At 71.5% G+C, this 24,672-nt stretch carries 24 protein-coding genes; 19 read left to right on the top strand and 5 right to left on the bottom strand.

Features of this window, described 5'->3' with window-relative positions; genetic code table 11:
• The first annotated feature begins 864 nt into the window (after window positions 1-864).
• The 13 genes from AHOG_RS22595 (at window position 865) to AHOG_RS22535 (ending at window position 13,344) form a co-directional block, all read left to right on the top strand.
• Window positions 865-1,689 carry a hypothetical protein gene (locus AHOG_RS22595; RefSeq protein ID WP_093943135.1) on the top strand — a complete coding sequence of 275 codons (825 nt, stop codon included), beginning with the start codon at window positions 865-867 and terminating at the stop codon, window positions 1,687-1,689.
• 81 nt (window positions 1,690-1,770) lie between these two features.
• The gene (gene era / locus AHOG_RS22590; protein WP_093943134.1) at window positions 1,771-2,679 is read left to right on the top strand and encodes a GTPase Era; all 909 of its coding nucleotides are present in this window, start codon (window positions 1,771-1,773) and stop codon (window positions 2,677-2,679) included.
• Window positions 2,680-3,089: 410 nt separating this feature from the next.
• The gene (recO, locus tag AHOG_RS22585) at window positions 3,090-3,863 is read left to right on the top strand and encodes a DNA repair protein RecO (RefSeq protein ID WP_093943133.1); all 774 of its coding nucleotides are present in this window, start codon (window positions 3,090-3,092) and stop codon (window positions 3,861-3,863) included.
• A gap of 625 nt (window positions 3,864-4,488) precedes the next feature.
• A complete protein-coding gene (locus AHOG_RS22580; RefSeq protein WP_093943132.1) occupies window positions 4,489-4,854 on the top strand; it encodes a GntR family transcriptional regulator in 366 nt (121 codons plus the stop codon).
• The gene (locus AHOG_RS22575; RefSeq protein WP_093943131.1) at window positions 4,851-5,729 is read left to right on the top strand and encodes an ATP-binding cassette domain-containing protein; all 879 of its coding nucleotides are present in this window, start codon (window positions 4,851-4,853) and stop codon (window positions 5,727-5,729) included. The genes AHOG_RS22580 and AHOG_RS22575 overlap by 4 nt, the downstream gene beginning before the upstream one ends.
• Window positions 5,726-6,454: a hypothetical protein gene (locus AHOG_RS22570; protein WP_093943130.1), complete on the top strand. Its 729-nt coding sequence runs from the start codon at window positions 5,726-5,728 to the stop codon at window positions 6,452-6,454. Before AHOG_RS22575 ends, AHOG_RS22570 begins: the two co-directional genes overlap by 4 nt.
• Window positions 6,455-6,703: 249 nt before the next feature.
• Window positions 6,704-7,435, top strand: coding sequence for a hypothetical protein (locus tag AHOG_RS22565; RefSeq protein WP_093943129.1), 732 nt, complete (start codon window positions 6,704-6,706; stop codon window positions 7,433-7,435).
• A 48-nt stretch (window positions 7,436-7,483) separates the two neighbouring features.
• Window positions 7,484-8,416, top strand: a complete 933-nt coding sequence (locus AHOG_RS22560) for an ABC transporter ATP-binding protein (RefSeq protein ID WP_093943128.1) — start codon at window positions 7,484-7,486, stop codon at window positions 8,414-8,416.
• Between the two features lies 1 nt (window position 8,417).
• Window positions 8,418-9,158 (top strand): ABC transporter permease, encoded by a 741-nt coding sequence (locus AHOG_RS22555; RefSeq protein WP_093943127.1) that lies wholly within the window; start codon window positions 8,418-8,420, stop codon window positions 9,156-9,158.
• A 326-nt stretch (window positions 9,159-9,484) separates the two neighbouring features.
• On the top strand, window positions 9,485-10,351 hold the full coding sequence (locus AHOG_RS22550) for an isoprenyl transferase (protein WP_093943126.1): 867 nt from the start codon (window positions 9,485-9,487) through the stop codon (window positions 10,349-10,351).
• Window positions 10,352-10,831, top strand: a complete 480-nt coding sequence (locus tag AHOG_RS22545; protein WP_245856394.1) for a YbjN domain-containing protein — start codon at window positions 10,352-10,354, stop codon at window positions 10,829-10,831.
• Window positions 10,832-10,910: 79 nt separating this feature from the next.
• Complete coding sequence (locus tag AHOG_RS22540) at window positions 10,911-12,002, top strand: permease (protein ID WP_093943125.1); 1,092 nt, start codon at window positions 10,911-10,913, stop codon at window positions 12,000-12,002.
• Window positions 12,003-12,219: 217 nt separating this feature from the next.
• Window positions 12,220-13,344: a TIGR03943 family putative permease subunit gene (locus AHOG_RS22535; protein ID WP_093943124.1), complete on the top strand. Its 1,125-nt coding sequence runs from the start codon at window positions 12,220-12,222 to the stop codon at window positions 13,342-13,344.
• 127 nt (window positions 13,345-13,471) lie between these two features.
• On the opposite strand, the gene AHOG_RS22530 is transcribed toward AHOG_RS22535, so the two are convergent.
• The 3 genes from AHOG_RS22530 to AHOG_RS22520 all read right to left on the bottom strand — a co-directional run bounded on the left by AHOG_RS22530 (window position 13,472) and on the right by AHOG_RS22520 (window position 14,756).
• The gene (locus tag AHOG_RS22530; RefSeq protein WP_093943123.1) at window positions 13,472-13,891 is read right to left on the bottom strand and encodes a Fur family transcriptional regulator; all 420 of its coding nucleotides are present in this window, start codon (window positions 13,889-13,891) and stop codon (window positions 13,472-13,474) included.
• Window positions 13,888-14,331 carry an ArsR/SmtB family transcription factor gene (locus tag AHOG_RS22525; protein ID WP_245856393.1) on the bottom strand — a complete coding sequence of 148 codons (444 nt, stop codon included), beginning with the start codon at window positions 14,329-14,331 and terminating at the stop codon, window positions 13,888-13,890. Before AHOG_RS22525 ends, AHOG_RS22530 begins: the two co-directional genes overlap by 4 nt.
• A gap of 134 nt (window positions 14,332-14,465) precedes the next feature.
• Complete coding sequence (locus AHOG_RS22520; RefSeq protein ID WP_157736999.1) at window positions 14,466-14,756, bottom strand: hypothetical protein; 291 nt, start codon at window positions 14,754-14,756, stop codon at window positions 14,466-14,468.
• A gap of 82 nt (window positions 14,757-14,838) precedes the next feature.
• On the opposite strand from AHOG_RS22520, the gene AHOG_RS22515 reads away from it, so the two are divergent.
• From AHOG_RS22515 to AHOG_RS22505, 3 genes are all read left to right on the top strand, one after another.
• Complete coding sequence (locus tag AHOG_RS22515; protein ID WP_093943121.1) at window positions 14,839-15,237, top strand: antibiotic biosynthesis monooxygenase family protein; 399 nt, start codon at window positions 14,839-14,841, stop codon at window positions 15,235-15,237.
• Between the two features lie 258 nt (window positions 15,238-15,495).
• Complete coding sequence (locus AHOG_RS22510) at window positions 15,496-16,215, top strand: class F sortase (protein ID WP_245856392.1); 720 nt, start codon at window positions 15,496-15,498, stop codon at window positions 16,213-16,215.
• Between the two features lie 130 nt (window positions 16,216-16,345).
• Window positions 16,346-17,737, top strand: a complete 1,392-nt coding sequence (locus AHOG_RS22505) for a glycine--tRNA ligase (RefSeq protein WP_093943120.1) — start codon at window positions 16,346-16,348, stop codon at window positions 17,735-17,737.
• A gap of 270 nt (window positions 17,738-18,007) precedes the next feature.
• On the opposite strand, the gene AHOG_RS22495 is transcribed toward AHOG_RS22505, so the two are convergent.
• On the bottom strand, window positions 18,008-18,745 hold the full coding sequence (locus tag AHOG_RS22495; RefSeq protein WP_093943118.1) for a Type 1 glutamine amidotransferase-like domain-containing protein: 738 nt from the start codon (window positions 18,743-18,745) through the stop codon (window positions 18,008-18,010).
• 272 nt (window positions 18,746-19,017) lie between these two features.
• Between AHOG_RS22495 and AHOG_RS22490 the strand changes: the two genes are divergently transcribed.
• The 3 genes from AHOG_RS22490 (at window position 19,018) to AHOG_RS22480 (ending at window position 22,637) form a co-directional block, all read left to right on the top strand.
• Window positions 19,018-19,674 carry a YdcF family protein gene (locus AHOG_RS22490; protein ID WP_093943117.1) on the top strand — a complete coding sequence of 219 codons (657 nt, stop codon included), beginning with the start codon at window positions 19,018-19,020 and terminating at the stop codon, window positions 19,672-19,674.
• 211 nt (window positions 19,675-19,885) lie between these two features.
• Window positions 19,886-21,157, top strand: a complete 1,272-nt coding sequence (locus AHOG_RS22485; protein ID WP_093943116.1) for a deoxyguanosinetriphosphate triphosphohydrolase — start codon at window positions 19,886-19,888, stop codon at window positions 21,155-21,157.
• A gap of 355 nt (window positions 21,158-21,512) precedes the next feature.
• Complete coding sequence (locus tag AHOG_RS22480; RefSeq protein WP_376700111.1) at window positions 21,513-22,637, top strand: serpin family protein; 1,125 nt, start codon at window positions 21,513-21,515, stop codon at window positions 22,635-22,637.
• A gap of 1,021 nt (window positions 22,638-23,658) precedes the next feature.
• Here the strand turns inward: AHOG_RS22480 and AHOG_RS22475 are convergent.
• Complete coding sequence (locus tag AHOG_RS22475) at window positions 23,659-24,654, bottom strand: sigma-70 family RNA polymerase sigma factor (RefSeq protein WP_093943115.1); 996 nt, start codon at window positions 24,652-24,654, stop codon at window positions 23,659-23,661.
• Between the last annotated feature and the right edge of the window lie 18 nt (window positions 24,655-24,672).

Below are 24,672 nucleotides of genomic sequence, written 5' to 3'. Positions count from 1 at the left end.
CGCCGGTTCGGGTAGTGGCGTCCGCCCTGGACAGGCCTGCGGACGGGGGAGCGGCGTCCGTCTCGCGCGGGTGCGGCCTGTCAGTGCGATCCGCACGGCGAGAACGGCGAGAACGGCGAACACGGCGAACGCGACGAGCACGGCGAGTGCGGAGGCGGAGGGCGGTACTCCCCACAGCGCGGCCGTCAGGGCGACGATCGCGAGCACGAACGGAGCTGTCCGGACGTCGGGCGCCGCCTGCGCGGAACGGGACGCCGGTGCGAAGCGGGACGCCGGTGCGGAGGGCTTGCCCGCGGTGGTGAACGGATGGTCGACCATGACTCCGACTATCGAACACCTGTTCTATCTGTGCAAGATATCGATCGGGTGGAGTCTCGCGGTCGCACGTCTCTTGCTCGTATTTCGCGTGCCGGACGCCGGAGGTCCCGTCGGCGGCCCTGTCGGGCCGCGGGGTCGGCCCCGTCGGCGGTGAGCGTCGACATGGTGGGATAAATCGTTTACACGACGCGTGTCGTGGCGGTATGGGTTTGGTTCTCGCCGCCCGCTTGCGTGGTAGGAATGCTGACCCATTTCTCGGTGGAAAACCTCCGTCGGATGTCGCCGGCCCGGCCGGTCGCCGTCAGGCGGGTTCGTCGACGTGGTGGACGGTGAACCTGCTCGCCGTCATCCGTATACTGTCCTGTCTTCGGATGGTGGAAGGTCGGCCCTTCTGGCGTTCTGACCTGGTCTTATGCGTTCAGCCGCACGTGAGCGATTCTTCCGTCGATTTCCGATGGCCCGCCGTGCCGGTCCTCGTTGTGATTCCCGATCCTGTCGGCCTCTCGGAGTTCGACGATTTCTCGTGGGCGCGGTGATCGTCTTAATATGTTGATCATGGTGCCCCGCGAGGACGATGCGACTTCGATCGCTCGGCCGATTTCTCTCCGTCACGGAATCTCACTCCTGTCGGCCCTTCTCGGTCTGGTCGGCTTCGCGCTGCTCGCCTATCAACTGGTGGGTGTCTTCACATGTCCCTACGCGGAATGGGAGACGTGTATCGGTGACACTCCGTTGTCGGACCTGGCCCCGATCACCGTCGGGCTCTGCGGTCTGCTGCTCATCGGCGGACTGCTGGGCGCGGGCAGGCTTCGCGCGGCGATCGTTCCGCTGGCACTGCTCGTCGCGGCGATGGCGGTCCTGTCGGTCTGGTGGCTGCTGCCGGTGGGCGAGGACCGCCCGTGGTTGTCCGCCGCGGCGGGTGCCCTGGGTCTCCTCGGTGTCGTCATCGGCTGCGCGCAGTGGGCGGCGGGATCGCGGGCCCGTCGGCAGGGCGCCGACGGCGGTGCGTCGCCGGTGCGCCTCGGCACTCCGGTGGTGGGCCGCATCGCCTCGGTGCAGGTCACCGAGGACGAGATCAAGGGGGCACCGCTGGTGTCGATCACGGCGGAGTACGCCGACGCCGACGGTTCGCTCCGAAGACACACGAAGAAGCGAGCCGTCGGCGTCGCCCACCTGCCGAGGACCGGAGATCAGACCGTCGTCTGGTACGACGCGGACCATCCGGATCAGGTGGACTTCGCCCATTCCTCCGAACAGGGCCCGCTGGACGAGCTGGTGGACCGAGTGCTCGGGAGGCAGCCGGGATTCACCGCAGCGGGCCCGTATCTCGCCCGGGAGGAGACCGAACGGAACCTCCGCCCCGGCGGCTGAGCCCGGTCGGCGGACGAGATCGGCATCGCCGCGGGCGACGGCTGGATGAGCCGTCCGTGTCGTGCTTGCGACAATGCGGGGATGAGCAGCAGCCCCGCCGATCACCGATCCGGCTTCGCCTGTTTCGTCGGTCGGCCGAACGCAGGCAAGTCCACGCTGACCAACGCGCTGATCGGGACGAAGGTCGCGATCACCTCCAGCAGACCGCAGACGACCCGGCATGCCATCCGCGGCATCGTGCACCGGCCGGAGGCGCAGCTGGTCGTGGTGGACACGCCGGGGCTGCACCGGCCGCGCACGCTGCTGGGGCAGCGGCTCAACGACGTCGTGCGCGAGACGTGGGCCGAGGTGGACGTGGTCGGCTTCTGCGTGCCCGCCGACCAGAAGATCGGCCCGGGCGACCGGTTCATCGCCGCCGAACTGGCCAAGGTGGCGCGGCGGACCCCGGTGTTCGGCGTGGTCACCAAGACCGATCTCGTGCCCGCCGAGCGGGTGGCGCAGCAGCTGGTGGCCCTCCAGGAGGTGATGGCCTTCGCGGAGCTGATCCCCGTCTCGGCGGTGGACGGCTATCAGGTCTCCACGCTCACGGATCTGCTGATCGGCAGGCTTCCGGTCGGCCCCGCGCTGTATCCGGGCGGTGAGCTGACCGACGAGCCGGAGACGACGCTGGTCGCCGAGCTCATCAGGGAGGCGGCGTTGGAGGGCGTGCGCGACGAGCTGCCGCACTCCATCGCGGTGACCGTCGAGGAGATGGTGCCGCGCGAGGGCAGGGACGACATGCTGGACGTCCACGCGGTGATGTACGTCGAGCGGCCCAGCCAGAAGTCCATCGTCATCGGCCGCGCCGGGGAACGGCTGAAGCACGTCGGCTCCGAGGCACGCCGCCAGATCGAGGCGCTGCTGGGCAGCAGGATCTTCCTCGATCTGCGGGTGAAGGTCGCGAAGGACTGGCAGCGCGATCCCAAGCAGCTGCGTCGACTCGGTTTCTGAGATCGCTCGGGGCGGCCGTGCCCTCCGGCGTGGTGTCGATCCGACGACGAGCAGGCGTGCTCCGCGGGCCTGACACCGGCAGGGATCCGGTGTCCGGCATCCGGTGTTCGGGCGCGGACGCCACGCCGAGGCGGTGATCGCCCCGTGTGTCCCGGGCTCACCAGGCCCGTGGTCCGGGTGGCGCCCGCCGACGTCGTGAGCGGTCGAGGCCCCCGCGTCCGCGGCAGACCCTTCGGCGCGTCGCGTCATCGCGGACCCGGTCATACGGAGTAGCCACCGCCAGAGGCGACAGGAGGACTGACGGCGTCGCGGGCGGCTCGGGGAACACGGGCAGGGAGGCGGCCGCGCTCGGACCGTGCCGCCGACGGGCAGCCGACGGCCGTGTCGGACGCGGGTGGCACGATGACGAGATGGCCCTGTACCGCGATACCGGTGTGGTGCTGCGGGTACAGAAGCTCGGCGAGGCCGACCGGATCATCACCCTGCTCACCCGCAGACACGGCAAGGTGCGTGCCGTGGGCAAGGGCGTCCGGCGGATGTCCTCCCGATTCGGCGCCCGGCTGGAGCCCTTCGGGCACGTCGACGTGCAGCTCTACACGGGGCGGACCCTGGACGTGATCACCCAGGTGCAGACGCTGGACGCCTTCGGTGCCGGCCTGGTCCCCGATTACCAGCGGTACACGGCGGGCTGCGCCGTCCTGGAGGCGGCCGACCGGCTCAGCGCGGAGGAGGGCGAGCCGGTGCTCCGGCTGTACCTGCTCCTCGTGGGGGCGCTGCGGGCGCTGGCCGACGGGGTGCGGGACCCGATGCTGGTCATGGACGCCTTCCTGCTCCGGGCGATGACGCAGGCGGGTTGGGCGCCCGCGCTCGCGGAGTGCGCGCGCTGCGGACGTCCCGGACCGCACCGCGCCTTCAACGTGCCCGCGGGCGGCACGGTGTGCGAGACCTGTCGGCCGCCCGGTTCGGTGTCCCCCGCTCCGGAGACCGTGGCGCTGCTGAGCGCGCTGCTACACGGCGACTGGCCCGCCGCCGAGGCCTCAGACCAGCGTTGTCGGCGTGAGGGCAGCGGGCTGGTGGCCGCTCACCTGCAATGGCATCTGGAGCGCAGCCTGCGATCGTTGCCGCTGGTGGACCGGCGCGGCGGCGAGCCGGACGGCGTGCCGTCGGAGTCGGCGCCCGTCTGACGTCTCGGCGGCCGCCGAGACGGGCCTGCCGGAACAGGACCCGCCCGAGCCGTTCGGGCCGCCCGAGCAGGTCGGTCCACCGGAGCGAGCGCGGACGGCGTTCCGCAGCCGCCGTCGCCCGCGAAGCGACCGGGGTCGGCTCGCGGCGAGAACGCCCCGCCGCTCCGCGTGGGATGCGGGCGTCGGGCGGGGAGTTCGTGTTCGGGCGCAGGCCTTCGACCGGCGCGGGTCGGCGTCCGCGCGGGTGGTGTCGACCGTCCTGGCCTCTCCGTGACGACGTCGCACCCGTCGCCCCTCGTGCGGCCGCGCCGTACGGGCGCGGTGGTCCCGCGGCAGGCGCTGTTCGTGTCGAGCGGCGACCGGGTCGGCGCCGCCGCGGCGGCAGGGCCGCTGAGCGGATGAGCGCTCCGTGTCGGGTTCTCGGGTACGGGGGCCGGTCCGAGTGATGAACCTCCGCAGGCGCCGATCCCTGCGGCTCGACCCGAACTGGAGAAATTCTCCGGCCTGGTGACCTGCGTTGATGGCCGTCCGGCCGGGATCAAGGGCGGGCGGCGGGATCTCGAGGTGGTTCTTTGGTGCTATGGTTCGTTACATGAGTAACGAACCAACCAACTAGGGGGCCGAGGTGTTCGACGACCGAAGCCCGATCTATCAACAGATCGCCGAACGGATCAAGAACGACATCCTCGGTGGCGAGCTGGCCGAAGACGACCAGGTCATGTCGACGAACCAGTACGCCGCCTTCTACCGGATCAACCCGGCCACCGCGGCCAAGGGTTTCCACCAGCTGATCGAAGAAGGCGTGCTCTACAAGAAGAGGGGGATCGGGATGTTCGTCAGCAAGGGAGCGCAGGAGGCCCTGCGGGCTCAGCGGCGTCAGCGCTTCTTCGAGGAGGTCGTCGACGCGATGGTGACCGAGGCACGGATCGTCGGCATCTCCCTCGACGAGGTCGTCCAGCGAATCCAGGAACAGCAGAGGAGTGACCGATGACGTTGGACATCGCGGTCGACGGGCTTCGGGTCGACTACGGGAGCTTCACGGCCGTCCGTGATCTCAGCTTCACCCTCGCGGGCGGGAAGATCCACGGACTGCTCGGCCGCAACGGCTCCGGCAAGAGCACGCTGCTGTCGGTGATCGCGGCCTTCCGCAAGGCCACGGCGGGTTCCGTGCGGGTCGGCGGACAGCAGCCGTTCGAGAACGCCGAGATCGTCCGCCAGATCTGCTTCATCCGCGAGAGCGGCGACACGGCGGGCGGCAGCGTCAAGGCGTCACTCGACTTCGCCGCCGCCTTCCGGCCGAACTGGGACGCCGACTACGCCGAGGCACTGCTCGATCGCTTCGAGATCCAGAAGAAGAAGTCGGTCGACGCCCTGTCCAGGGGTAAGAAGTCGGCACTCGGCGTGACGCTGGGGCTGGCCTCGCGTGCCCCGCTGACCATCTTCGACGAGTCCTACCTCGGCATGGACGCGCCGTCTCGATACGCCTTCTACGAGGAGCTGCTCGACGACTACCTGGCGAACCCCAGGACGATCGTCCTCTCCACGCACCTCATCGAAGAGGTCGGCTCGTTGTTCGAGGAGGTCGTGATCCTCGATCGCGGCGGGCTGGTGCTGCACGAGGAGACGGAGACGCTGCGGGAGCGGGGCGCGGCCGTCACCGGGCCCGCCGAGACGGTCGATCGCTTCACCGCCTCGCTGCGGGTGCTCAACGAACAGCGGCTCGGCGGGACGAAGTCGGCGACGGTGTTCGGCGCCCTCACCGCCGAGCAGCGGGACCGGGCCCGCGCCGACGGGCTCGAACTGGGTCCCGTCGGGATCCAGGATCTGTTCGTGCACCTGACCGGGTCCGGGGAGGAGCGGCGATGACCACGCGGTCGACTCCTACCACGGGCAACGTCCTCACCGCACTGATCAGAGGACTTCGAGCCGTCCTGATCGGCTACTGGGCCGTCCTGATCGTCGTCGTGCTCGCGATCTGGTTCGTGGCGTTCATCTTCGGCGCGAGCGATGCGGCGGGTACCGCGGGCTGGTCGTTCTCCAATCCGCCGAAGTACTTCCTCCTCGCGACCGGCGTCATGCTGCCGACGATATTCCTGCCGATGTTCCTGATACACGGCGTCACCCGACGCCGGTTCCTGGTGGACGGCGGGATCTTCGCCGTGCTCGTCTCGGCGGCGTTCGCGGTGGCGCACTGGATCGGGCTGCTGATCGAGGGCTTCCTCCTCGGCACCATGGCCGTCGACCACCAGGCGAACGGGGCGCACCTGTTCGACTCACGAGGACAGGTCCTGCTCGTGCTCCTCGAGTTCGGGGTGCTCGGCCTGGTGCACCTGCTGGCGGGAGTGATCATCGGTGCGGCCTTCTACCGACTCGGCTGGCTGCGCGGGCTGTTCCTGATCCCCGTCGCGCTGCTGCCGGTGGTGGTCACGGAGCTGACCATGGCCACCGGCTGGGTCAGCGGGGCGGTGGAGGCGCTCGGTCTCACACGACTGTCGGCCGTCGTCGGCACGCCGATCGTGCTGCTGTCGATCCTGGCCGCGGCGGGCGGCTGCCTGCTGCTGATCCGCGACCTCCCCGTTCGCAGCGCCTGAGCCTTTCGTCGATCCTCGGCACCCGGCCGGCATCGGGCCCGGACCGTGCCGCCGGACCGGCACCGACCCGACCCGCCGTGCTCCCGACTCATGCCGAGGCGGCGTGAAGACGGGGATGCCCGATCGGGCCGTGCGCATTCTCGACGGCCCCGAAAGGCCGATCTGCTCGATCCGGCTGCCCACAGCTGAGAGAACGGCCGACAGGACCGTCCTTCTCGTCATCGCGTCGAACCCGAAGAGAGATCAATCATGGTGTCCTCGACCAGTCCGATCCTGCCCGCCCTCATCGTGCGACTACTTCGTAACCAAAGCACGTGGCTGGCGACCTTCTGGGCCATCGTGCTCGGTGTGATCGTCGTCGTGAGCGTCGTCGCCGCGTTCTTCGGTCAACTCGATGCCAGTGTCGTCGACTGGATCGTCCCGTATTCGATCAAATACGCGCTGGCGGGCATCGGAATGGGAATGCTCACGGTTCAGCTGCTCCAGGCCATCGCGACCGGAATCACCCGGGGGGAGTTCCTGGTCGCCTGGCGAGTCGTGGCCGTCGCCATGGCGCTGCTGCTCGGAATCGGTACCACGGTCTTCTTCTGGGTCGAGCGACTGCTCCACGACGCCGTCGGGCTGTCCACCCGGCTCACCAGCGTCCACCTGTACGGATCGATCGAACAAGTTCATCTCATCATGGTGGAGAACCTCGTCGTCGGCTTGGTCCATCTCATCGCGGGCTGTCTGATCGGCGTGATCTTCCACCGGGGAAGCGGCCTCGGTCGGTGGCCGCTGCTCGCGCTTCCGGTCTTGCCGGTGATCGTCGTGGAATGGTCGATCCTCCATTTCGGTGGCAGCCCCGCAGGCGGCTTCCCCGGAGCTGACTCGAACGCCATCGCGTGGTTCCTCGTAATCGGCGCGGTGTGCATCGCGATACCCGGTCTGATCACCCACCTGTTGGTGCGAGGAATTCCCTTCGACGCCGCCGCCGAATGACCCCTTCCTACCCCTTCTTATGAATCGAACGTTGTGAGGAGAAAATCAGTGTCAGTCATCGAAGTGCGAAATCTGCGGAAGAGCTATCGCGACCACGTCGCGGTGCACGACGTCTCCTTCGCCGTGGAGGAGGGCGAGATCTTCGGGATCATCGGTCCCAACGGAGCGGGCAAGACGACCACGGTGGAATGCGTCGAGGGCCTGCGCGCCCCGGACGGCGGCACCATCGAGGTCCTGGGCAGGCACCCGAGGCGGGACGGGCAGGAACTGCGGCAGCTGATCGGCGTGCAGCTCCAGGAGAGCGCGCTGCCCGAGAAGGCCACGGTGCGGGAGTCCCTGGAGCTGTACAGCTCCTTCTATCGCAAGCCCGTCGACTGGCGACCTCTCGCCGAGGACCTCGGCCTGTCCGGCAAGCTCTCCAGCCGCTACGGCAAGCTCTCCGGCGGCCAGAAACAGCGACTGTCCATCGCGCTGTCGCTCGTGGGCGGCCCGAAGATCGCCTTCCTCGACGAGCTGACCACGGGGCTCGACCCGCAGGCCCGGCGGGACACCTGGGAGGTCATCGAGGGCGTCCGGCGTCGGGGCGTCACGATCGTGCTGGTCACCCACTTCATGGAGGAGGCCGAGCGGCTCTGCGACCGCATCGCGCTGATCAACGGCGGCCGTGTCGCCGCGGTGGACAGCCCGAGCGGGCTCATCGCGAACGTGCAGGCCGAGCAGCGCATCCGGTTCCGGACGTCCGCTCCGATCGACGATCGGTTCCTCACCGACCTGCCCGAGGTCCGGTCGGTGGAACATCAGGGGAGCCAACTGCTGGTCAGCGGGCACGGCGAACTGCTGTTGGCCGTCACGGCCGCCCTGTCCGCCGCTCGCGTCAGTCCCCTCGACCTGCGTGTGGAGCAGGCCAGCCTCGAAGACGCCTTCGTCGCCCTGACCGGGCGTCGGATCGAAGAGAACCCCGTCGCAGCAGGGAGCAACTGAGATGTCCGGAATGACCAGGATCTTCGTCCACGAGTGGAAGCTCTTCTTCCGGGACCCGACCGCGGCCTTCTTCGGCTTCATCTTCTCGCCGGGGCTGCTGATGATCTTCGGTTTGATCCCGGCCTTCAGCGTTCCCGACCCCGCGCTGGGCGGTGTGCGACTGCTCGACCTGTATGTGCCCATCATGATCGCGATCGCCCTCGCCACGGTCGCCATCGTCACCCTGCCCGCGACGATGACCGCCTACCGGGAGCGGGGCATCCTGCGCAAGCTCTCGACCACGCCGGTGTCGCCGCTCCACCTGCTGCTCGCGCAGCTGTTGGTGAACCTCGCGGTCGCCCTCGCCTCGATCGCCGCCACGATCCTGCTGGGGCGCTTCGTCCACGGCATCGCGCTGCCCGCCAACCCCGGCGGCCTGCTGCTGATGACGGTGCTCCTGGCGGTCGCGCTGTTCGGCGTCGGACTGCTGATCTGCGCGGTGGTGCCGAACTCGCGGATGGCCTCGGGCGTGGGCACGGTCGTCTACTTCCCGGTGATGTTCTTCGCGGGACTGTGGCTGCCCAGGGACGCCATGCCGGACGTGCTGCGCACCATCAGCGACCTCACCCCCGTCGGCGCGGGCGTGCAGGCTCTCCAGGACACCGTCGCGGGAGGGTGGCCTCCGCTCGGTGCCGTCGCGGTCATGGCCTGCTACGCGGTCGTCCTGATCGGGCTCGCGGCCAAGATCTTCCGATGGGACTAGGACTCGCCTGCCGCCCGCCCGTGCTCCCCGCCGGAGCACGCCGGGAACAGGCGCCCGCCGACCGACCCTAGATGGTTCGCAGCGGGCAGGCAGGCCCCGAGGGGCAGTGCCTGTGCAAGAGGGAGCTGCTGCGAGTCCTCGCTCATGAGCCGCCGACCCGCCCGCCGGGTCGGCGGCTCTCCTCTGCCGCCTCATCCGGTCGGCTGTCCGTCCCGCCGAACGGCCCGCGACCGACCGGCCGCCGACCGGTCCCGACACGCCGTCGGGCAGGATGACCGTGTTTGTCCAGCGTCGCCGGGGGAGACCATGAGGAGGTCAGTCGTCTGATGCTGCGTCGGTTCCGGAGCGGGCGAGACCAGTACACGCCCCGCCCCCCTGACCCGCACCCGTCCGGGGCACGTCCCCCCGCCATCCCGCCCGCGTTGGTGCCCAACCACGTCGCGCTGGTGATGGACGGCAACGGGCGATGGGCCAAGGCCAGAGGGCTGCCGCGCACCGACGGCCACAGACGCGGCGAGGAGGTGCTCAGCGACGTCGTCAGCGGAGCCATCGAGCTCGGCGTCAAATGGCTGTCGGTCTACGTCTTCTCCACCGAGAACTGGAAGCGAAGCCCCGAAGAGGTGCGCTTCCTGATGGGCTACAACCGGGACGTGCTGCGCAAGCGCACCGACTTCATGGTCGAGCACGGGGTGCGGGTGCGCTGGGCCGGCCGTCGCCCCAAGCTGTGGCGCAGCGTCATCGACCAGCTCGAGGACGCCGAGGAGCGCACCAAGGACAACGACGTCCTCACCCTGACGCTCTGCGTCAACTACGGCGGCCGGGCCGAGATCGCCGATGCGGCCAAGGAGATCGCCCGGCGGGTGGCCGCCGGGGAGATCAATCCGGACAAGGTCGACGAGAAGCTCATCGCGAGGTACCTGTACAACCCGGAGATGCCGGACGTCGACCTGTTCCTGCGTCCCTCCGGAGAGCTGCGCACCTCGAACTTCCTGGTCTGGCAGTCGGCCTACGCCGAGCTGGTGTTCATGGAGACGCTGTTCCCCGACTTCGACCGGATGGCGCTGTGGCGGGCCTGCGAGGCCTATGCCCAGCGCGATCGGCGCTTCGGCGGTGTGAAGAACCAGCAGGCGGGGCCCGTCCCGCCCGCCGAAGGCGACGACGTCGTCGAAGAACCGAACGGAGGCACTGACTAAGTGACGGACTCGGAGATCCCCTCGGACCAGCGAGCGGGGGAGGCGGCCAAGACGGCGGCCCTTCTCTCGGCCGCCCGCGAGGCGCTGGAGCGCTATCACGAGGTGCACACCGACGACGACGGGGCGCTCACCTTCCGTCATGGCGAGGTGCCGTGTGCGGTGCAGGCCATGCAGCTGGCCGAGGGGCTCACCGTGCTGAGCCTCACCTGCGTCGTCGCCTGGGACCTGCCGGACGACGACACGCTGGCCAAGTCGGCCGCCGAACGCGCCGGGCAGGGCCTCTTCGGCACGCTCGGCGTCGTGCGCACCGGGAAGGGCATGGATGTCACCCTTCGGTATGCCTTCCCCGCCGAGGGCATGGGCGCCACACCGCTGAGCACCATGCTGATGCTGGTGGTGTCCACCGCCTCGCAGCTGCGCACCGAGCTGCTGGATACGGCGGGCGGCCAGGACAGACCGGGCGGCCAGGACAGGGTGTGAGCCGAGGCGGGCCGTCGCGGCCCGTGTCGGGCCGCGTGCGAGCGGACTCGGGCGGCGTGGACGAAAGATCGGAACGGCGATGAACGGTGGTCAGGAGGCGACGCGCTCGCCGGAACCGACGTCGAACGGCTCCCCCGGGGGCGACGCGCCCGTCTCGGCGATCAGCACGCCGCCTGCGGCGGGACCGGCCGGGCGTGCGCCGCGCTCGCGGCGGATCACGTCGCTGGAACTGCTCTGCGTCCTGCTGCTGGCCGCGATGTTCTTTCAGGACATGCTGGTCGAGCTGCTCGACGCGCCCGCTCTGCGCACCGGGGCGACCGTCTTCGTCGCCATCTGCGTGCAGGCGCTGCCGTTCCTGGTCCTCGGCGTCCTGATCAGCGGGCTGATCGCGGCGTTCCTGCCGCCGAGGGTGCTGCGGCGACTGCTGCCGGGCAACGAGGCGGCGGGGGTTCCGGTCGCGGGGTTGGCCGGGCTCGCCCTGCCGGGCTGTGAATGCGCGTCCGTGCCGGTGGCGCGACGCATGATGCAACAGGGCATCGCGCCGTCGGCCGCTCTGGTGTTCCTGCTCGCCGCCCCGGCGATCAACCCGATCGTGCTGGTCTCCACTGCGGTGGCGTTCCCCGGCGAGCCGATGATGGTGCTCGCCCGGTTCCTCGCCTCGCTGCTCACCGCGATGGTGATGGGCTGGCTGTGGATCAGATGGGGGCGGATGGAGTGGATCGCCGAGCGCGCGCTGCGCAGGCTGCCCGATCAGCGACCCGGTTCCCGGTGGGTGAGCTTCGTCGAGACGGTGCGTCATGACCTGGTCGAGGCGGGCGGTTATCTGGTGCTGGGCGCGCTGGCCGCCGCGGTGCTCAACGTCGCGGTCCCGCCCTCCTGGCTGGACAGCCTCGGCGGACAGGTGCTGCTCGCGGTGATCGTGATGTCGGTGGCCGCCGTCCTGCTGGCCCTGTGCAGCGAGGCCGACGCCTTCGTGGTGGCCTCCCTGCCGGGGCTTCCACTGCCCGCGCGGCTGGCCTTCCTGGTGGTCGGCCCCGCCGTGGACATCAAGCTGATCGCCATGCAGGCGGGCACCTTCGGCCGCTCCTTCGCCGCGCGGTTCGCCCCGGCGACCTTCCTGGTCGCGGTGCTCAGCGCCCTGCTCGTCAGCGCTTTGCTGCTGGAGTGGTGACGCGGCCCGGCGCCGCCCGACGGGGCGGCATCGGGCACACTCGGGGTCGCCCTCGCCGACGGTCCGGCGGGGCGGCGGGTACGCGGTGCCCTCGGCGTGACGCGAAGCGGCGCGTCGACGCCAGGAGCCGGCCGGTCGCAACGGACTCGAGGCCGCCGACCTCGGGCGAGACCGACACCGGAGCGAGCGGTGACGTCGGACGAGAGAAGGCGGTGACATGCGACGCGAGACGCAGAACGTGCTGCTGGTGCTGTTGGGCGGCGCGCTGGTGAAGATCTCGTGGGACGGGACCTACCTGCGCTATGTGCGTCCCTCGCTGCTGCCGTTGCTGCTCGGCGCGGGCGTGATCATCGTCGCCGTCGGCGTGGCCGCCATCGTCTTCGACATCTGGGGTCATCGCGGTGCCACCGCGACCGATGGCGGCGCCGAGCGCGACCGGCGGCCGGGGCGGCCCCGTTCCTCCGCCGGACGGCGGTCGCCCGACGGCGACGCGGGCGGCTCGGCGAACGAGGCGGTGCCGGACTCGTCCTTGCCCGCGGTCGGCCTCGTCGGCGCCGCCGCGGGTGGGGTGACGGCGGCGGTCGACGGCACCGGAGAGGACTCGGGGAGCCGGACAGGCGTGGCCTCCGCGGCCGTCGAGGCGCGGGCGGCGAGCCCCGGCCCGTCCCCCGTCGAGCACGGCCCGGCGGATCATGCCCATGCCCATGCCCATGCCCATGCCCATGCCCATGCCCATGCCGACGACCACGGCCACGGTCGTGGCCGCTCCTCGTGGATGCTCCTGCTGCCGGTCCTCGCGATCCTCATGATCGCCCCGCCGGCGCTGGGCTCGGACTCGGTCCAGCGCGCGGGCGACCGTTCGGTGATCACGGATAGACCGCCGTCGGGCGGCGGTCTGTTCGGCCCACTACCCGACGGCGACGTGCCCGCCATGCAGATCACCGACGTGGTGATGCGCTCGGTCTGGGACGCGGGCGGGGCGCTGAACGGCCGACAGATCTCGGTCACCGGATTCCTGGTGCGAGACGAGGTCGACGGTCAGGGCGCCTCGGCACCGGGAGCGACGTCGGCCCCGGTGGCGGACCCGGCCGAACCCGGCGCCGTGTACGTCGCGCGCATCCGCATCATGTGCTGTGCCGCCGACGCGCTGCCCGTCAAGCTCCGGCTGGACGCCGACGGCGCGTCGGCCGCCACGCTGGCGGCCCTGCCGGTGGACGGCTGGATGGAGGTCACCGGGGAGGTCCGTACCGGCTCGGCCACCGAGGCCAACGGCAACGTGCCCGAGTTCGTCGTCTCGGAGGTCACCCCAGTGGCGGCCCCGGCGGACCCGTACGAGTACTAGCCGCGACCAGTGCTCGGCCCCACGGTGCGTGTCCGTCCGTCGCCGACCCACGCCGCCGACCCGGCCGATCCCACCGCCTCAGGGCCTCGTAGACGGACGCGGCTCGGCGGCGCCCCGCGGGCCTGCGTCAGGCGGCCGCGCAGTCGGCGCAGTCGCCGAAGATCTCCAGGGTGTGGCTGACACGGTGGAAGCCGTGTTCCTCGGCGATGCGGTTCGTCCACCGCTCCACCGCCGGGCCCTCGACCTCCACGGTCCGGCCGCAGTGCCTGCACACGAGGTGGTGATGGTGATGGCTCGAACACCGTCGGTAGACGGCCTCACCGGTGTCGGTGCGGAGCATGTCCACCTCACCCGCCTCGGCGAGGGTCTGAAGGGTTCGGTAGACCGTGGTCAGGCCGATGCCCTCCCCGTTTCGGCGCAGCTCCTCGTGGATCTCCTGAGCGGAGCGGAACTCGGGCTGGTTGTCCAACAGTCGGGACACCGCCGTGCGTTGTCTGGTCGTGCGTACTCCGGGGACCGTCGTCGACGGTCTCTCACTGGTGGTCACGTGTCCTCCGCTCCGCTGCTCGGCTGGGGTTCCTCGACGTGCGTCACCGCGTCGACCACGATGTGAGCCAGGTGCTCGTCCACCAGCCGATACACCACCTCGCGGCCCTGCCGGGTGCCCTGTACCACACCCGCGGACTTCAGCACCCGCAGATGCTGACTGATCAGCGGCTGGGTGACCCCGAGCGACTCGACCAGCTCGTGCACGCAGCGTTCGGCCTGTCGGAGCTGGAGGACGATGGAGATGCGGACCGGCGCCGCGAGGGCCCGCAGCAGGTCGCCCGCCGCGATGAGCGTCTTGGGAGCGGGCATGGGCAGCGCACCCGACGCCGCCCGCTCGTCGCACGGCGAGCCCGGTCGCACGTCGTCGGGTGCCAGCGCCACGCCTCTGGCGGCGTGCTCGATGCCGGGCACGTGCCTCATGGCGTCTGCGGTGGGCATCTCGGTCTCCAGGACTCGGGTGTCGTGGCGCGGTGTCCGGGCGTCGCCCGCCTGCCGTCATTCATTCTAGTGGCGCGTCGCCTCGGCCTGAGTGCGTCCGATCGGCCGCCCGCCTGAGCGGCGCCTCGTTCCGCTCAAGTCGCCAGACTGTTGTAGCCGACAGTAGCGGTAATCACTATCAACATCAGCAGGGTGATCATCCGCAGGGCACGCTCACCCGGCGTGAGCGTCTGCCAGGTGGCGAGCAGCAGGGCCAGGACCAGCACGATGAGGGTCGCGAGCAGCGTGACGCCGATCCAGCCGCCCAGCCACGCCCCGAGCAGGAACAATCCGATGACGACGAGGAAGGCCACCGGGGGCGGGACCCGCGACAGCGGCCCCTCGCCCGGGGTCAGCCGCCTGCGTCGATCTCCTCTGCCTGCCACCGACGGGTCTCCTTCCACGTGCCCACCGCCCGATCCGCGAGCGGTTATCCTCGCACCCCGCACCGCCGAAGGAGCCCGCCCGATGCTGCTCATCTGTCGCTATGCCGTGCCCGAGACCGGCATCGAGGACTTCCTGTCCCAGGCCAGGACGGCGATGCGGCTGCTCGGCGCTCAGCCCGGCTGTCGGGGAGTGCAGCTCACACGGACCGTCGAGCAGGACCCGGACGGCGTCGACTGGACGCTGATCGCCCGCTTCGACTCGGTGGTGGCCTATCGCCGGGCGCTCTCGCCGTTCGACGTGCGAGAACACGTGGTTCCGTTCCTCTCCAGGGCCGAGGTCGGCGGCTCCGCCGTCCACGAGGTGCTGGTGGAGTCGGTGCCGGGTGAGGAGTCGCCGCGTGAGCAGGAGAGCCTGCTGGCCCGGGACCGGGGCAGCGTGCGGCTGGGCGAGGTGGCGGGCCCGGACGTCCCGCGTCGCTGACGCGCCTGCCGTCCCTCCGCACGCGGCGTTCGGCCGCCACCCGCGGGACTCGGACCGCCGGGCCGGCTTCGCGGGACTCCCCGTCCTCGACGGCCTGTGGACGGTCGCCGGGCCCGGTCGGTGCCTGACGGCTGGGCTGAACGAGTGAGCTTCGGAGTCATCTTCGTCGACTTGCTGCCTGCCGGCTTCCCTCCTCTGCCATCATCCGAAACCGGCACCGTCGGCCCGTGGCTACACGGAGTGAGGAGCTGATGACCGGTGGGACGACCCCGTTCGGAGGATGCGACGTCCGGTTCCGCCGCAGCCGAACGCGAGCGCGGTCGGTTCTGGACGCGAGGACGGACGACCTCGCTCATCGCCGTCCTCGCCGCCGTGGTGATCGGCGTGATCGTCGGCGGGATCATGGGCAACCCGAGCGTGGTGCCCGGCTCTGCGAGCGCGTCGAACGCCCCCGTCGAGACGGCGCCCGGCGAGGCCGAGCCCACGCAGGCCGCACCCGCGCCGCCGCCCACCGAACATGCCAGGCAGCCGGGCACGATCTACCTGGCCGACGGCGGCTCCGCACGGCTGGTGCGCGACGAGGTCGACGCCACCGGCACGCTCCCCGTGCCCGACAGCCTCGGCGAGGCCACCTGGTGGGGAGCCGGACTCGGGGCCGCGGCGGGCGCGTCGGTGATGGCGGGACATGTGAACTGGCAGGGCGCCCTGGGGCCCTTCGACCAGCTGCATCGCGCCGAGGTCGGCGAGCGCATCGAGATCGTCGACGTCGACGGCGGCGAGTGGACGTATGAGACCAGCGAGGTGCTGACCCTGCACAAGGACGAGCTGCCTGCCAGGGCCGCCGAGCTGTTCGGTCAGGACGGCGTCCACCGACTGGTCCTGGTGACCTGCGGCGGACGTTACGTCGGCGGTCCGTCGGGATACGAGGACAACCGGATCGTGATCGCGACCCTGGTGGGCACCCCCGATCTCGCCTGAGCGGCCGAGAAGATCTTCGTCCGCGGCCCCGCTTCGGCCTGAGCGCAGGTCACGCTCGCGGCAGCCGGTCCGGCACCGGCCGCTACGCTCGGCTCCTGTCGCCTCGTCCACCAGGCCTTGGGGAGCGTCCGTGCCTGCCGATGCCGATCGGATCGACACCATCGTCAGACTCTGCCGGGCTCGCGGCCTGGTCTACCCCAGCGGGGAGATCTACGGCGGGGTCCGGGCGGCCTGGGACTACGGCCCGCTGGGCGTCGAGCTCAAGGAGAACGTCAAGCGGCAGTGGTGGAAGGCCGTCGTCCACGGCCGGGACGACGTCGTCGGCCTGGACTCCTCGGTGATCCTGCCGCGCGAGGTGTGGGCCGCCTCCGGTCACGCCGAGGAGTTCGTGGCGCTGCTCATCCAGTGCACCGCGTGTCACCACCGGTTCCCCGCCGCGGACCTCGTCGAGGAGTTCCGGGCGCGGACGGGTGAGGAACTGGACGCTCGCGCGCTGCTGGCGCTGACCTGCCCGGACTGCGGCAGCCGGGGACGGTTCACCCCGCCGAGCCTGTCCAGCGGGATGCTGGCCACCGCCCTGGGCCCGGACGAGGCCGACGACAGTCCTTACCATCTGCGGCCGGAGACGGTGCAGGGCGCGTTCGTGAACTTCCACTCCGTGCAGGCCACCGGCCGCCGACGGCCGCCGTTCGGCGTCGGACAGATCGGCAAGGTCTTCCGGAACGAGGTCACCCCCGGCGACTTCCTGTTCCGCTCCCGCGAGTTCGAGCTGATGGAACTGGCCTACTTCGTACCGCCGGATCAGGACGAGGACTGGCATCGCTACTGGATCGACGCCCGCACCGAGTGGTACACGGGCCTGGGCGTGGATCGGGCCAACCTTCGGCACTATCCGCATCCGGCGGACCAGTTGGCGCACTACGCGCGCCGTACGGTCGACGTCGAGTACCGGTTCGGCTTCCCCGGCCGGGAGTGGGATGAGCTGGAGGGCGTCGTCAACCGGGGCGACTTCGACCTCGACGCCCACGCCGAACGCACCGGGGTCGATCTGTCGTACTACGACCGCACGGCGGGCAGCCGGTACCGGCCCTACGTCATCGGTCCCTCCGTGGGGGTGGGCCGGGCGGTGCTGGCCTTCCTGCTGGACGCCTACACCGAGGAGGAGACGCCCAACCCGATCGGCGGCGTGGACCGGCGGATCGTGCTGCGGCTGGATCGTCGACTCGCCCCGGTGAAGGTCGGGGTGCTGCCGGTGTCGCGCAGCGCGGATCTGGCCCCGCAGGCGGCGGCCGTCACGGCGGAACTGCGCCGCAGCTGGAACGTCGAGTTCGACGATTCCGGGGCCATCGGCAGGCGCTACCGTCGGCAGGACGAGATCGGCACGCCGTTCTGCGTGACGCTGGACTTCGACGGGCTGCTCGATCACACGGTGACGGTCCGCGATCGGGACAGTCTCGGGCAGGAACGGGTGTCGCTGGACAAGCTGAACGACTATCTCGCCTTCCGGCTGCGCGGCTGCTGAGCGCGGCGTCATAGAAGGGCGGCGCTGGGAGGGCTGACGCCGGGGGCGAGGACGGTGTCGGCGAGGACGGCGACGACGCGGGCGTGCCGCCTCGGACACGGGTTCGCCGTCCCGTGCCGGTCGGTCTCCGGCGGTATCGGCGTGGCGTCTCCGGTCGGGTCTCCGGCGGTGTCGGATCGGGCGGCCCGGCGCGGCGACTCCGGGTCCGTCCCCGGCGTCATCGCTGCTGACGGCCGCGCCCTCTCAGCGGGTCGGGGAGGGATGACGGGCTCACGCGAGACGGCGGACGTCGAGACGCCGCTCGACCACTCCCAGCTCGGCGGTCGCGTCCCGTTCCACCAGGTAGGCGCCCGCCGCCCCGTTCTCGGCGACGGCCTCGACCAGCGTCGTGCCGTGGTAGAGCAGGCCCGCGCCGTCGTCGGTGCAGTGGGCGGTCGGCAGGTCGCCCGAGGCGACGGCGGCGTGGACGGCGGGCCTGCGGGCGGCCTCGGAGTCGTAGTGCACGCCGTTGGCGTAGGGCAGCAGTGCCAGCCCGTCGGTGACGATCCGCAGGTCCGGGCCGAAGGAGTCGGTCGGGCCGCCGACGAACCAGCACAGGGAACCCGCCGAGACGCCGCCGAGCACCACGCCGGCCGTCCAGGCCTGCCGCAGCACCTCGGGCAGGCCGTGCACCCGCCAGACGGCGAGCAGATTGGCCACCGAGCCGCCGCCGACCCACACGACGTCGTGCGACAGCACCAGGTCCGCCAGTTCGGTGGTGGGCGGCATGGGGAACAGGTTCAGCGCGGTGACCTCGATGCCCGCCTCCCGGCCGGCCGCCGCGACGGCGGCGTTCTGCGGGCGTTGATCGCCGCAGGCCGTGCCCACGTGGCAGAGGCGAGGCGGCCTGCCCGTCACGCCGGACAGCTCCACGGCGAAGTGGATCAGCGGCGCGAACTCGAGCTCGGTGCGAGTGCCTCGGCGCATTCCGCCTGAGGTCGCGAGGATCGTGGGCTGCTGGGCAGGCATCGGTCCATCCTCGCTGGCGGAGGTGGGGGCTCGCGTTTCGACCTCTCGCCGCGCGCGTCGCGGGACGGCCGCGCGCATGCTCGGCTCGCCGACGGGTTCGCCGCGTCGGGACCGCGCCCGGCCGCGGGCCGGCCGTCGGCAGGCGGCGGGAGACGGGTTCGGCCGCGTGGAACGCCCGCACGGGATCGGGCGGCGAACCGGCCGCGCGGGCTCGGCGCGGAAAGACGGACCACCGTCGCCGCAGGGCCCGCCGCTCTGCGACGATCTCCGGCATGACCGACCCTGAGGGCCTGCCGCGGGGCCTTCGCCTCGGCAGGCTGCTGGCTCGCACCGTCCTCGGCGCCGTGTTGATCCTGGCGTTCGTCGTCGGCGGCACCCTGTTCCGGGTGTGGTTCGTGGCGCGCCAGGACGATCGCAGTCGCGCCGACGTCGTCGTGGTGCTCGGCGCCGCACAGTACGACGGCAGACCCTCCGCCGTGCTGGAGGCGCGCCTGCAACATGCCGTGACGCTCTACGAGTCCGGGGTCGCCGACCACATCCTGACGGTCGGCGGCAGGCAGGCGGGGGACAACTACACCGAGGCCGAGGCCAGCGAGATCTGGCTGGTCGAGAACGGGGTCCCGCCGGACCGGGTGATCGCCGTCGGGGAAGGCGTCGACACCCTGGGCAGCTTCCGGGTCTCCGCTCGGGCCATCTCGGATCGGGGCTGGGACTCGGCGGTGATCGTCAGCGATCCGTGGCATTCCCTGCGGGCCAGGACCATGGCCCGCGACGCGGGCATCGACGCCTGGGTCTCGCCGACCCGGCGGGGTCCGATCGTGCAGACCAGGGAGACGCAGGCGCGCTACATCGTGCGGGAGACGGCCGCGCTGCTCCACTACCGACTCACCCACGCCCCCGCCGCCGGCGACGACAACGGGCTGAAATGAGCCCGGCGGCCTGTCACGCTCCTCGCGTGCAGGCCGCACCGAGTCGGGCGGCTCGACTCGAAGCAATCGCACGCCGGGACGGCCGGATCCGGCACCGTCGACGCCGCGTCGGCCCGCGTGGCAGACGATCGCGTCGACACCCGACCCCACGATCGGCGGCATCGCGACGGGTGCCCTGTCGGGTCGCGCACCGGGACCTTAGGCTGCCCCGGTGTCGTCCGACTACCGCGACCACGACGCGGCTCGTCTGCTGGTCGAGCCGCCCAAGCACGCCGTCCTCGAGTCGGGACGGGCCGAACGACGCACCGCCTTCGCGCGAGACCGGGCCAGGGTGCTGCACTCCGCCGCACTGCGCAGGCTCGCGGGCAAGACCCAGGTGGTGGGGCCCGACGAGGGCGACGTGCCGCGCACCCGACTCACTCACTCGCTGGAGGTCGCGCAGATCGGGCGGGGCATCGGCGCCGAGCTGGGCTGCGATCCCGACATCGTCGACACCGCCGGGCTGGCGCACGACATCGGCCATCCGCCGTTCGGCCACAACGGGGAACGCGCGCTGGACGCCGCCGCGGCGGCGTGCGGCGGCTTCGAGGGCAACGCCCAGACGTTGCGCATCCTGACCCGGCTCGAACCCAAGGTGCTGACCGAGGACGGCGGCTCGCACGGGTTGAACCTCACCAGGGCCACCCTGGACGCGGCGACGAAGTATCCGTGGCCGCGCGTCGCGGGCACCCGCAAGTTCGGCGTCTATGCCGACGACCTCCCGGTCTTCGAGTGGATGCGTCAGGGCGCCCCCGACCGACGGCGCTGTCTGGAGGCCCAGGTCATGGACTGGGCGGACGATGTCGCCTATTCCGTCCACGACGTGGAGGACGGGGTGCTGTCGGGCCGCATCTCCCTGCGCCAGCTGGCCGATCCGACCGAGCGGGCCGTCGTGGCGCGGCTGGCCGCCGAGAGCTTCTCCGACGACTCGGCGGCGGCGCTGGAGGCCGCCGCGGCCGGGCTGCTGCGGCTGCCCGTGGTCGTCGACGTGCTGGACTACGGGGGCAGCCTCGCCGACCAGGTGGCGTTGAAACGGCTCACCAGCGAGCTGGTCGGCCGGTTCGCCACCGCCGCCGTCGTCGGGACCAGAGCGAAGTTCGGCGACGGACCGCTGTGCCGCTATCAGGCCGACCTGGTGGTCCCGCCCGAGGTCGTCGCCGAGGTCGCGCTGCTCAAGGCGGTCGCCCTGCGGTACGTGATGAGCGACCCGAGACGGCTCCGGACGCAGGCCGTCCAGCGCGAACTGCTCGGCGAGTTGATCGAGGTCCTGATCGATCGGGCACCCGACGAGCTGGACCCGGCGTTGCGGCCCGCCTGGCAGGTCGCGGGCGATGACGCGGCCCGGCTGCGGGTGGTCCTGGATCAGGTGGCCGCGCTCACCGACGGCCAGGCGGTGCGGTGGCACGCCAGGCTGACCGGTCGAGAGGCCGCCGGTCTCGCCTGAGCGATCCTCCCGGCCCGGGTGCCGCGGCCGGCAGACTGGGGTCATGGCGTACGGATCACTCCGGAATCGGACGGCCTCGCGGCCGCGGCCCCGGACGCGCGTGATCCTCGGCCGGGTCACCGCCCGGTGATCACCTGCGGCGACGACGCCGAGCGGGTCGTCTCGTCGCGGAATCGCGCTGGTCGGCGGTCCGGCCGGACGGTCGTGGCAGCGGTGCCACGGCGGGAGGGTCCCGCCGGGTGGGCTTCTGGGCGGCGACACCGCCGCGGACCGCCGCGACGGTTCCGGGCCGCCCTCCGACGGGTCCGCCGTGCGCCCTCCGCCCTAGCCAGTCGACGACAGACAGGGGTTGTTGATCACCGTGGACGACCGTGCACACCTCTCCTTCGCACTGAACCTGCACCGGGCACTCGCGCCGAGCGACGGCGGTGACTTCTGCTGGTCACCGATGTCCGTGGCCAGCGCCCTCGGCCTGGCGGCGGCGGGCGCGCGGGGCGGCACCCGAGACGAACTGAGCCGGGTCCTCACCGACGGAGCGCCGAACGACCTGCACCGGGTCGCCGGACCGTTGATCGCCTCGGCGGAGCTGAGCACCTCGGGCAGCGGCGAGGACCCGCCGGTCCTCTCGGTGGCGAACACACTGTGGACCAGGGACGACCTCGTCCTGCATCCCTCGTTCCGGCGCAACCTCGAACAGTGGCCGGGCGGAGCCGTGAAGGGAGCCTCCTTCGAGACCGACCCGGAGGGGGCGCGGGCCCTGATCAACGAGGACGTCGCCGACCTCACCCGAGGCCTCATCCCGGAGCTGCTGCCCGTCGGGGCGGTCGAGAAGCGGACGGCGGCGGCACTGGTCAACGCCCTGTACCTCAAGACGGCGTGGATCAACCGCTTCACCGAGGGCGCCACCAGCCCGCAGCCCTTCCATACGAGGACGGGCGTCGACGAGGTGCCGACGATGACGCTGACGGAGCGGATGCCCTACGCCGTCCGCGCGGGCTGGCAGGTCGTGGGGCTTCCCGCCAAGGGCGGCGTCGAGGCGGTGATCCTGCTGCCGGACGGCGATCTCGCCGAAGCCGAGGCCGGACTGGACGGCGCGACGCTGGGCACCCTGCTCGACGCGATCCGGGCTACCCGCGTCGAGTTGTTCCTGCCGCGCCTGCGTGTCACCGGACGCGCGGACCTGAAGACGCCGCTGGGCGGGCTCGGAGTGCGCTCGATGTTCCAGGACGACGCGGACTTCGGCGGGCTGAGCGAGTCGCATCCCGTGCGGATCTCCTCGGTGCTGCACGAGTCGGTGCTGCGGATCGACGAACAGGGGCTGGAGGGCGCCGCCGCGACGGCCGCGATGTTCCAGCTGGCGGCGGCGATCATTCCGCAGCGGCCGATCACGGTGCGGGTCGATCGGCCGTTCTTGTTGCTGGTGCGGCATCGCCGTAGCGGTTCGGTGTACTTCCTGGCCCGCGTCACCGACCCGAGCTGAGTCCGTCCGCGCGGCCGCTCGCCCGGCGCCGTGCGTGCCCCGGATAGTCGCGGATCGTGCCGTCCGCCTGCCCGCGTCGCCGGGGCGGGCGGGCGCTGCGGCGCACCTCGATTCCGGTCGCGCGGAGCGTGCCGGGCGAGCCGCTGTCGCCCGCGCGGCGGGTACCGGGATCCGCGGGTGTCCGAGGCCTGCCCGAGCCCTCGACAGCCTGCCGAGAGTCGAGGCCGGAGGCCGACGCCCGAGACCCGTGCGGGGTCGTCGGGACCCGTCGGTGTCCGGAGATTCGACGGGGTGCGGAATCGGCGGGTGCGGCAGGACCGACGAGTGCGGCGGGCCGGCGGGTGGGGAGTGGGCGGCGTCGACCGGAGCCGGATCCCGCTTCTCGGCGGTGGATCCTCGGTCGGTGCGGGTGGTCGAGAGGCTGCCGCCCCACGCGGAAGCGCGGCAGTGGGCGACGCGGCCGACGGGAACGCGGTGGCCGCCTCGCGGCCTGTCGACCTGCCCGCGACCGATGTTGCCGCCACGATGACTTCAGTGTTCAACGAAAATAATCTTCAGGTTACTGGTCCGAGATCCAGATCGCCGGGACCACTCGGCCAGCCGCACCGACGGATCGCCGGCCCGTGTCGGACCGCGACGCACCATCCGTGCCGCGACACGCGACCCGGCGGCCCTGCTCGGATACGGCGGCCCTGCTCGGATACGGCGCCGCGTCCGTCGCGGACCGGGATGCCCCGTCGACAGATCGGACCGTTCACCGGCAGAGATCCGGTGCGCGCGCCGCGACGGCTCGGTGGCGACGGCATGTCGCGTCGCCGCCGGTAGACGAGTCGTCCAGTCCGTCGAGCGTGATCCGTCGGCGAGGCGCTGCCTGTCCGGGCGAGGCGGCGGACCTGCGGGTCCGGGCGGAGACAGGCTCAGCGAGAGACGGACCGACGACCACGGGGCGGGCGAGAGGCGAGGCCGTGCGAGGCGCGTCGTGAGAGACGAGCCGGCCTGCCACGCCGATCCGCCGGGTGGATCAGGGACTCACGTGCGTCAGCTTGTCGGGATCGGCCACGTCGAACACGGCCACGATCCGCCCCGAGCGGACCGCGATGGAGGCCACCCGGCGTTCGATCGGCAGGCCTCGACCCCCGTCCGCCGCGGCCCCCGGCGCCGCCGGGTCGCCGTCCGAGCGATCGCCTGCGATCAGCACGCCGAGATCGCCGTTGACCAGCACCGGCACGCCGATCCGAGTGAGCCGCGTGCCGTACCGCTCTACGAGCCCGAACAGGAGCCGGACGACCCGGTCCGCCCCGACGATCGGCCTGCGCGCCGTCCTGGCCCGGCCGCCGCCGTCGCCGTGGAAGACGACGTCGGGATGCAGTACCCGCGTCAGCGCGTCGGTGTCCCCGGCGGCCAGCGCGGTGAGGAACTCCTCGAGCAGGCGCCGATGCTCGGCGGCCTCGGCGCGGGGCGGCGGGTCGGCGGCGGCCACCAGCCGCCGAGCCCGGGAGGCGTGCTGACGGGCGGTGGCGGCCGTGCACCCGAGAACGTCGGCGATCGAGTCGAAGGGGACCGCGAAGCCGTCGTGCAGGACGAAGGCCAGCCGCTGGTCCGGGGTGAGCCGCTCCAGCACGAGGACCGCGGCCATCCGCATCTCGTCGGCCCGCACGACCTGCTCCAGCGGATCGGGCGTCGGCGCGCGACCGTCGCCCGGTCGGCTCACGAGCGGTTCCGGCAGCCAGGTGCCGACGTGGCGTTCGCGGCGGGCGCTCGCCGAGCGCAGCCGGTCGACGCAGATCCGCCCGACCACGGTCGTCAGCCAGGCACGCAGGTCGCGTATCCCGTCCCGATCCGAGCGGGGCACGGCGGCCAGCCGCAACCATGACTCCTGCACGGCGTCCTCGGCGTCGGCGCGGGTGCCGAACAGTCGGTAGGCGACCCCGAAGAGGTGCGGGCGGTGCTCCTCGAAGCGCTCGGCCAGCTCCGCGACTGGCCCGATCTCGTCCTCGGCACGGCTCACACCCGGCATTCTCCACCTGCCCGCCGA

Origin of the sequence: Actinoalloteichus hoggarensis, assembly GCF_002234535.1 — a bacterium.
GTDB lineage: Bacteria > Actinomycetota > Actinomycetes > Mycobacteriales > Pseudonocardiaceae > Actinoalloteichus_A > Actinoalloteichus_A hoggarensis.
The sequence above is the reverse complement of the archived record's forward strand: the minus strand, read 5'-3'. Positions and strand labels throughout refer to the sequence as shown.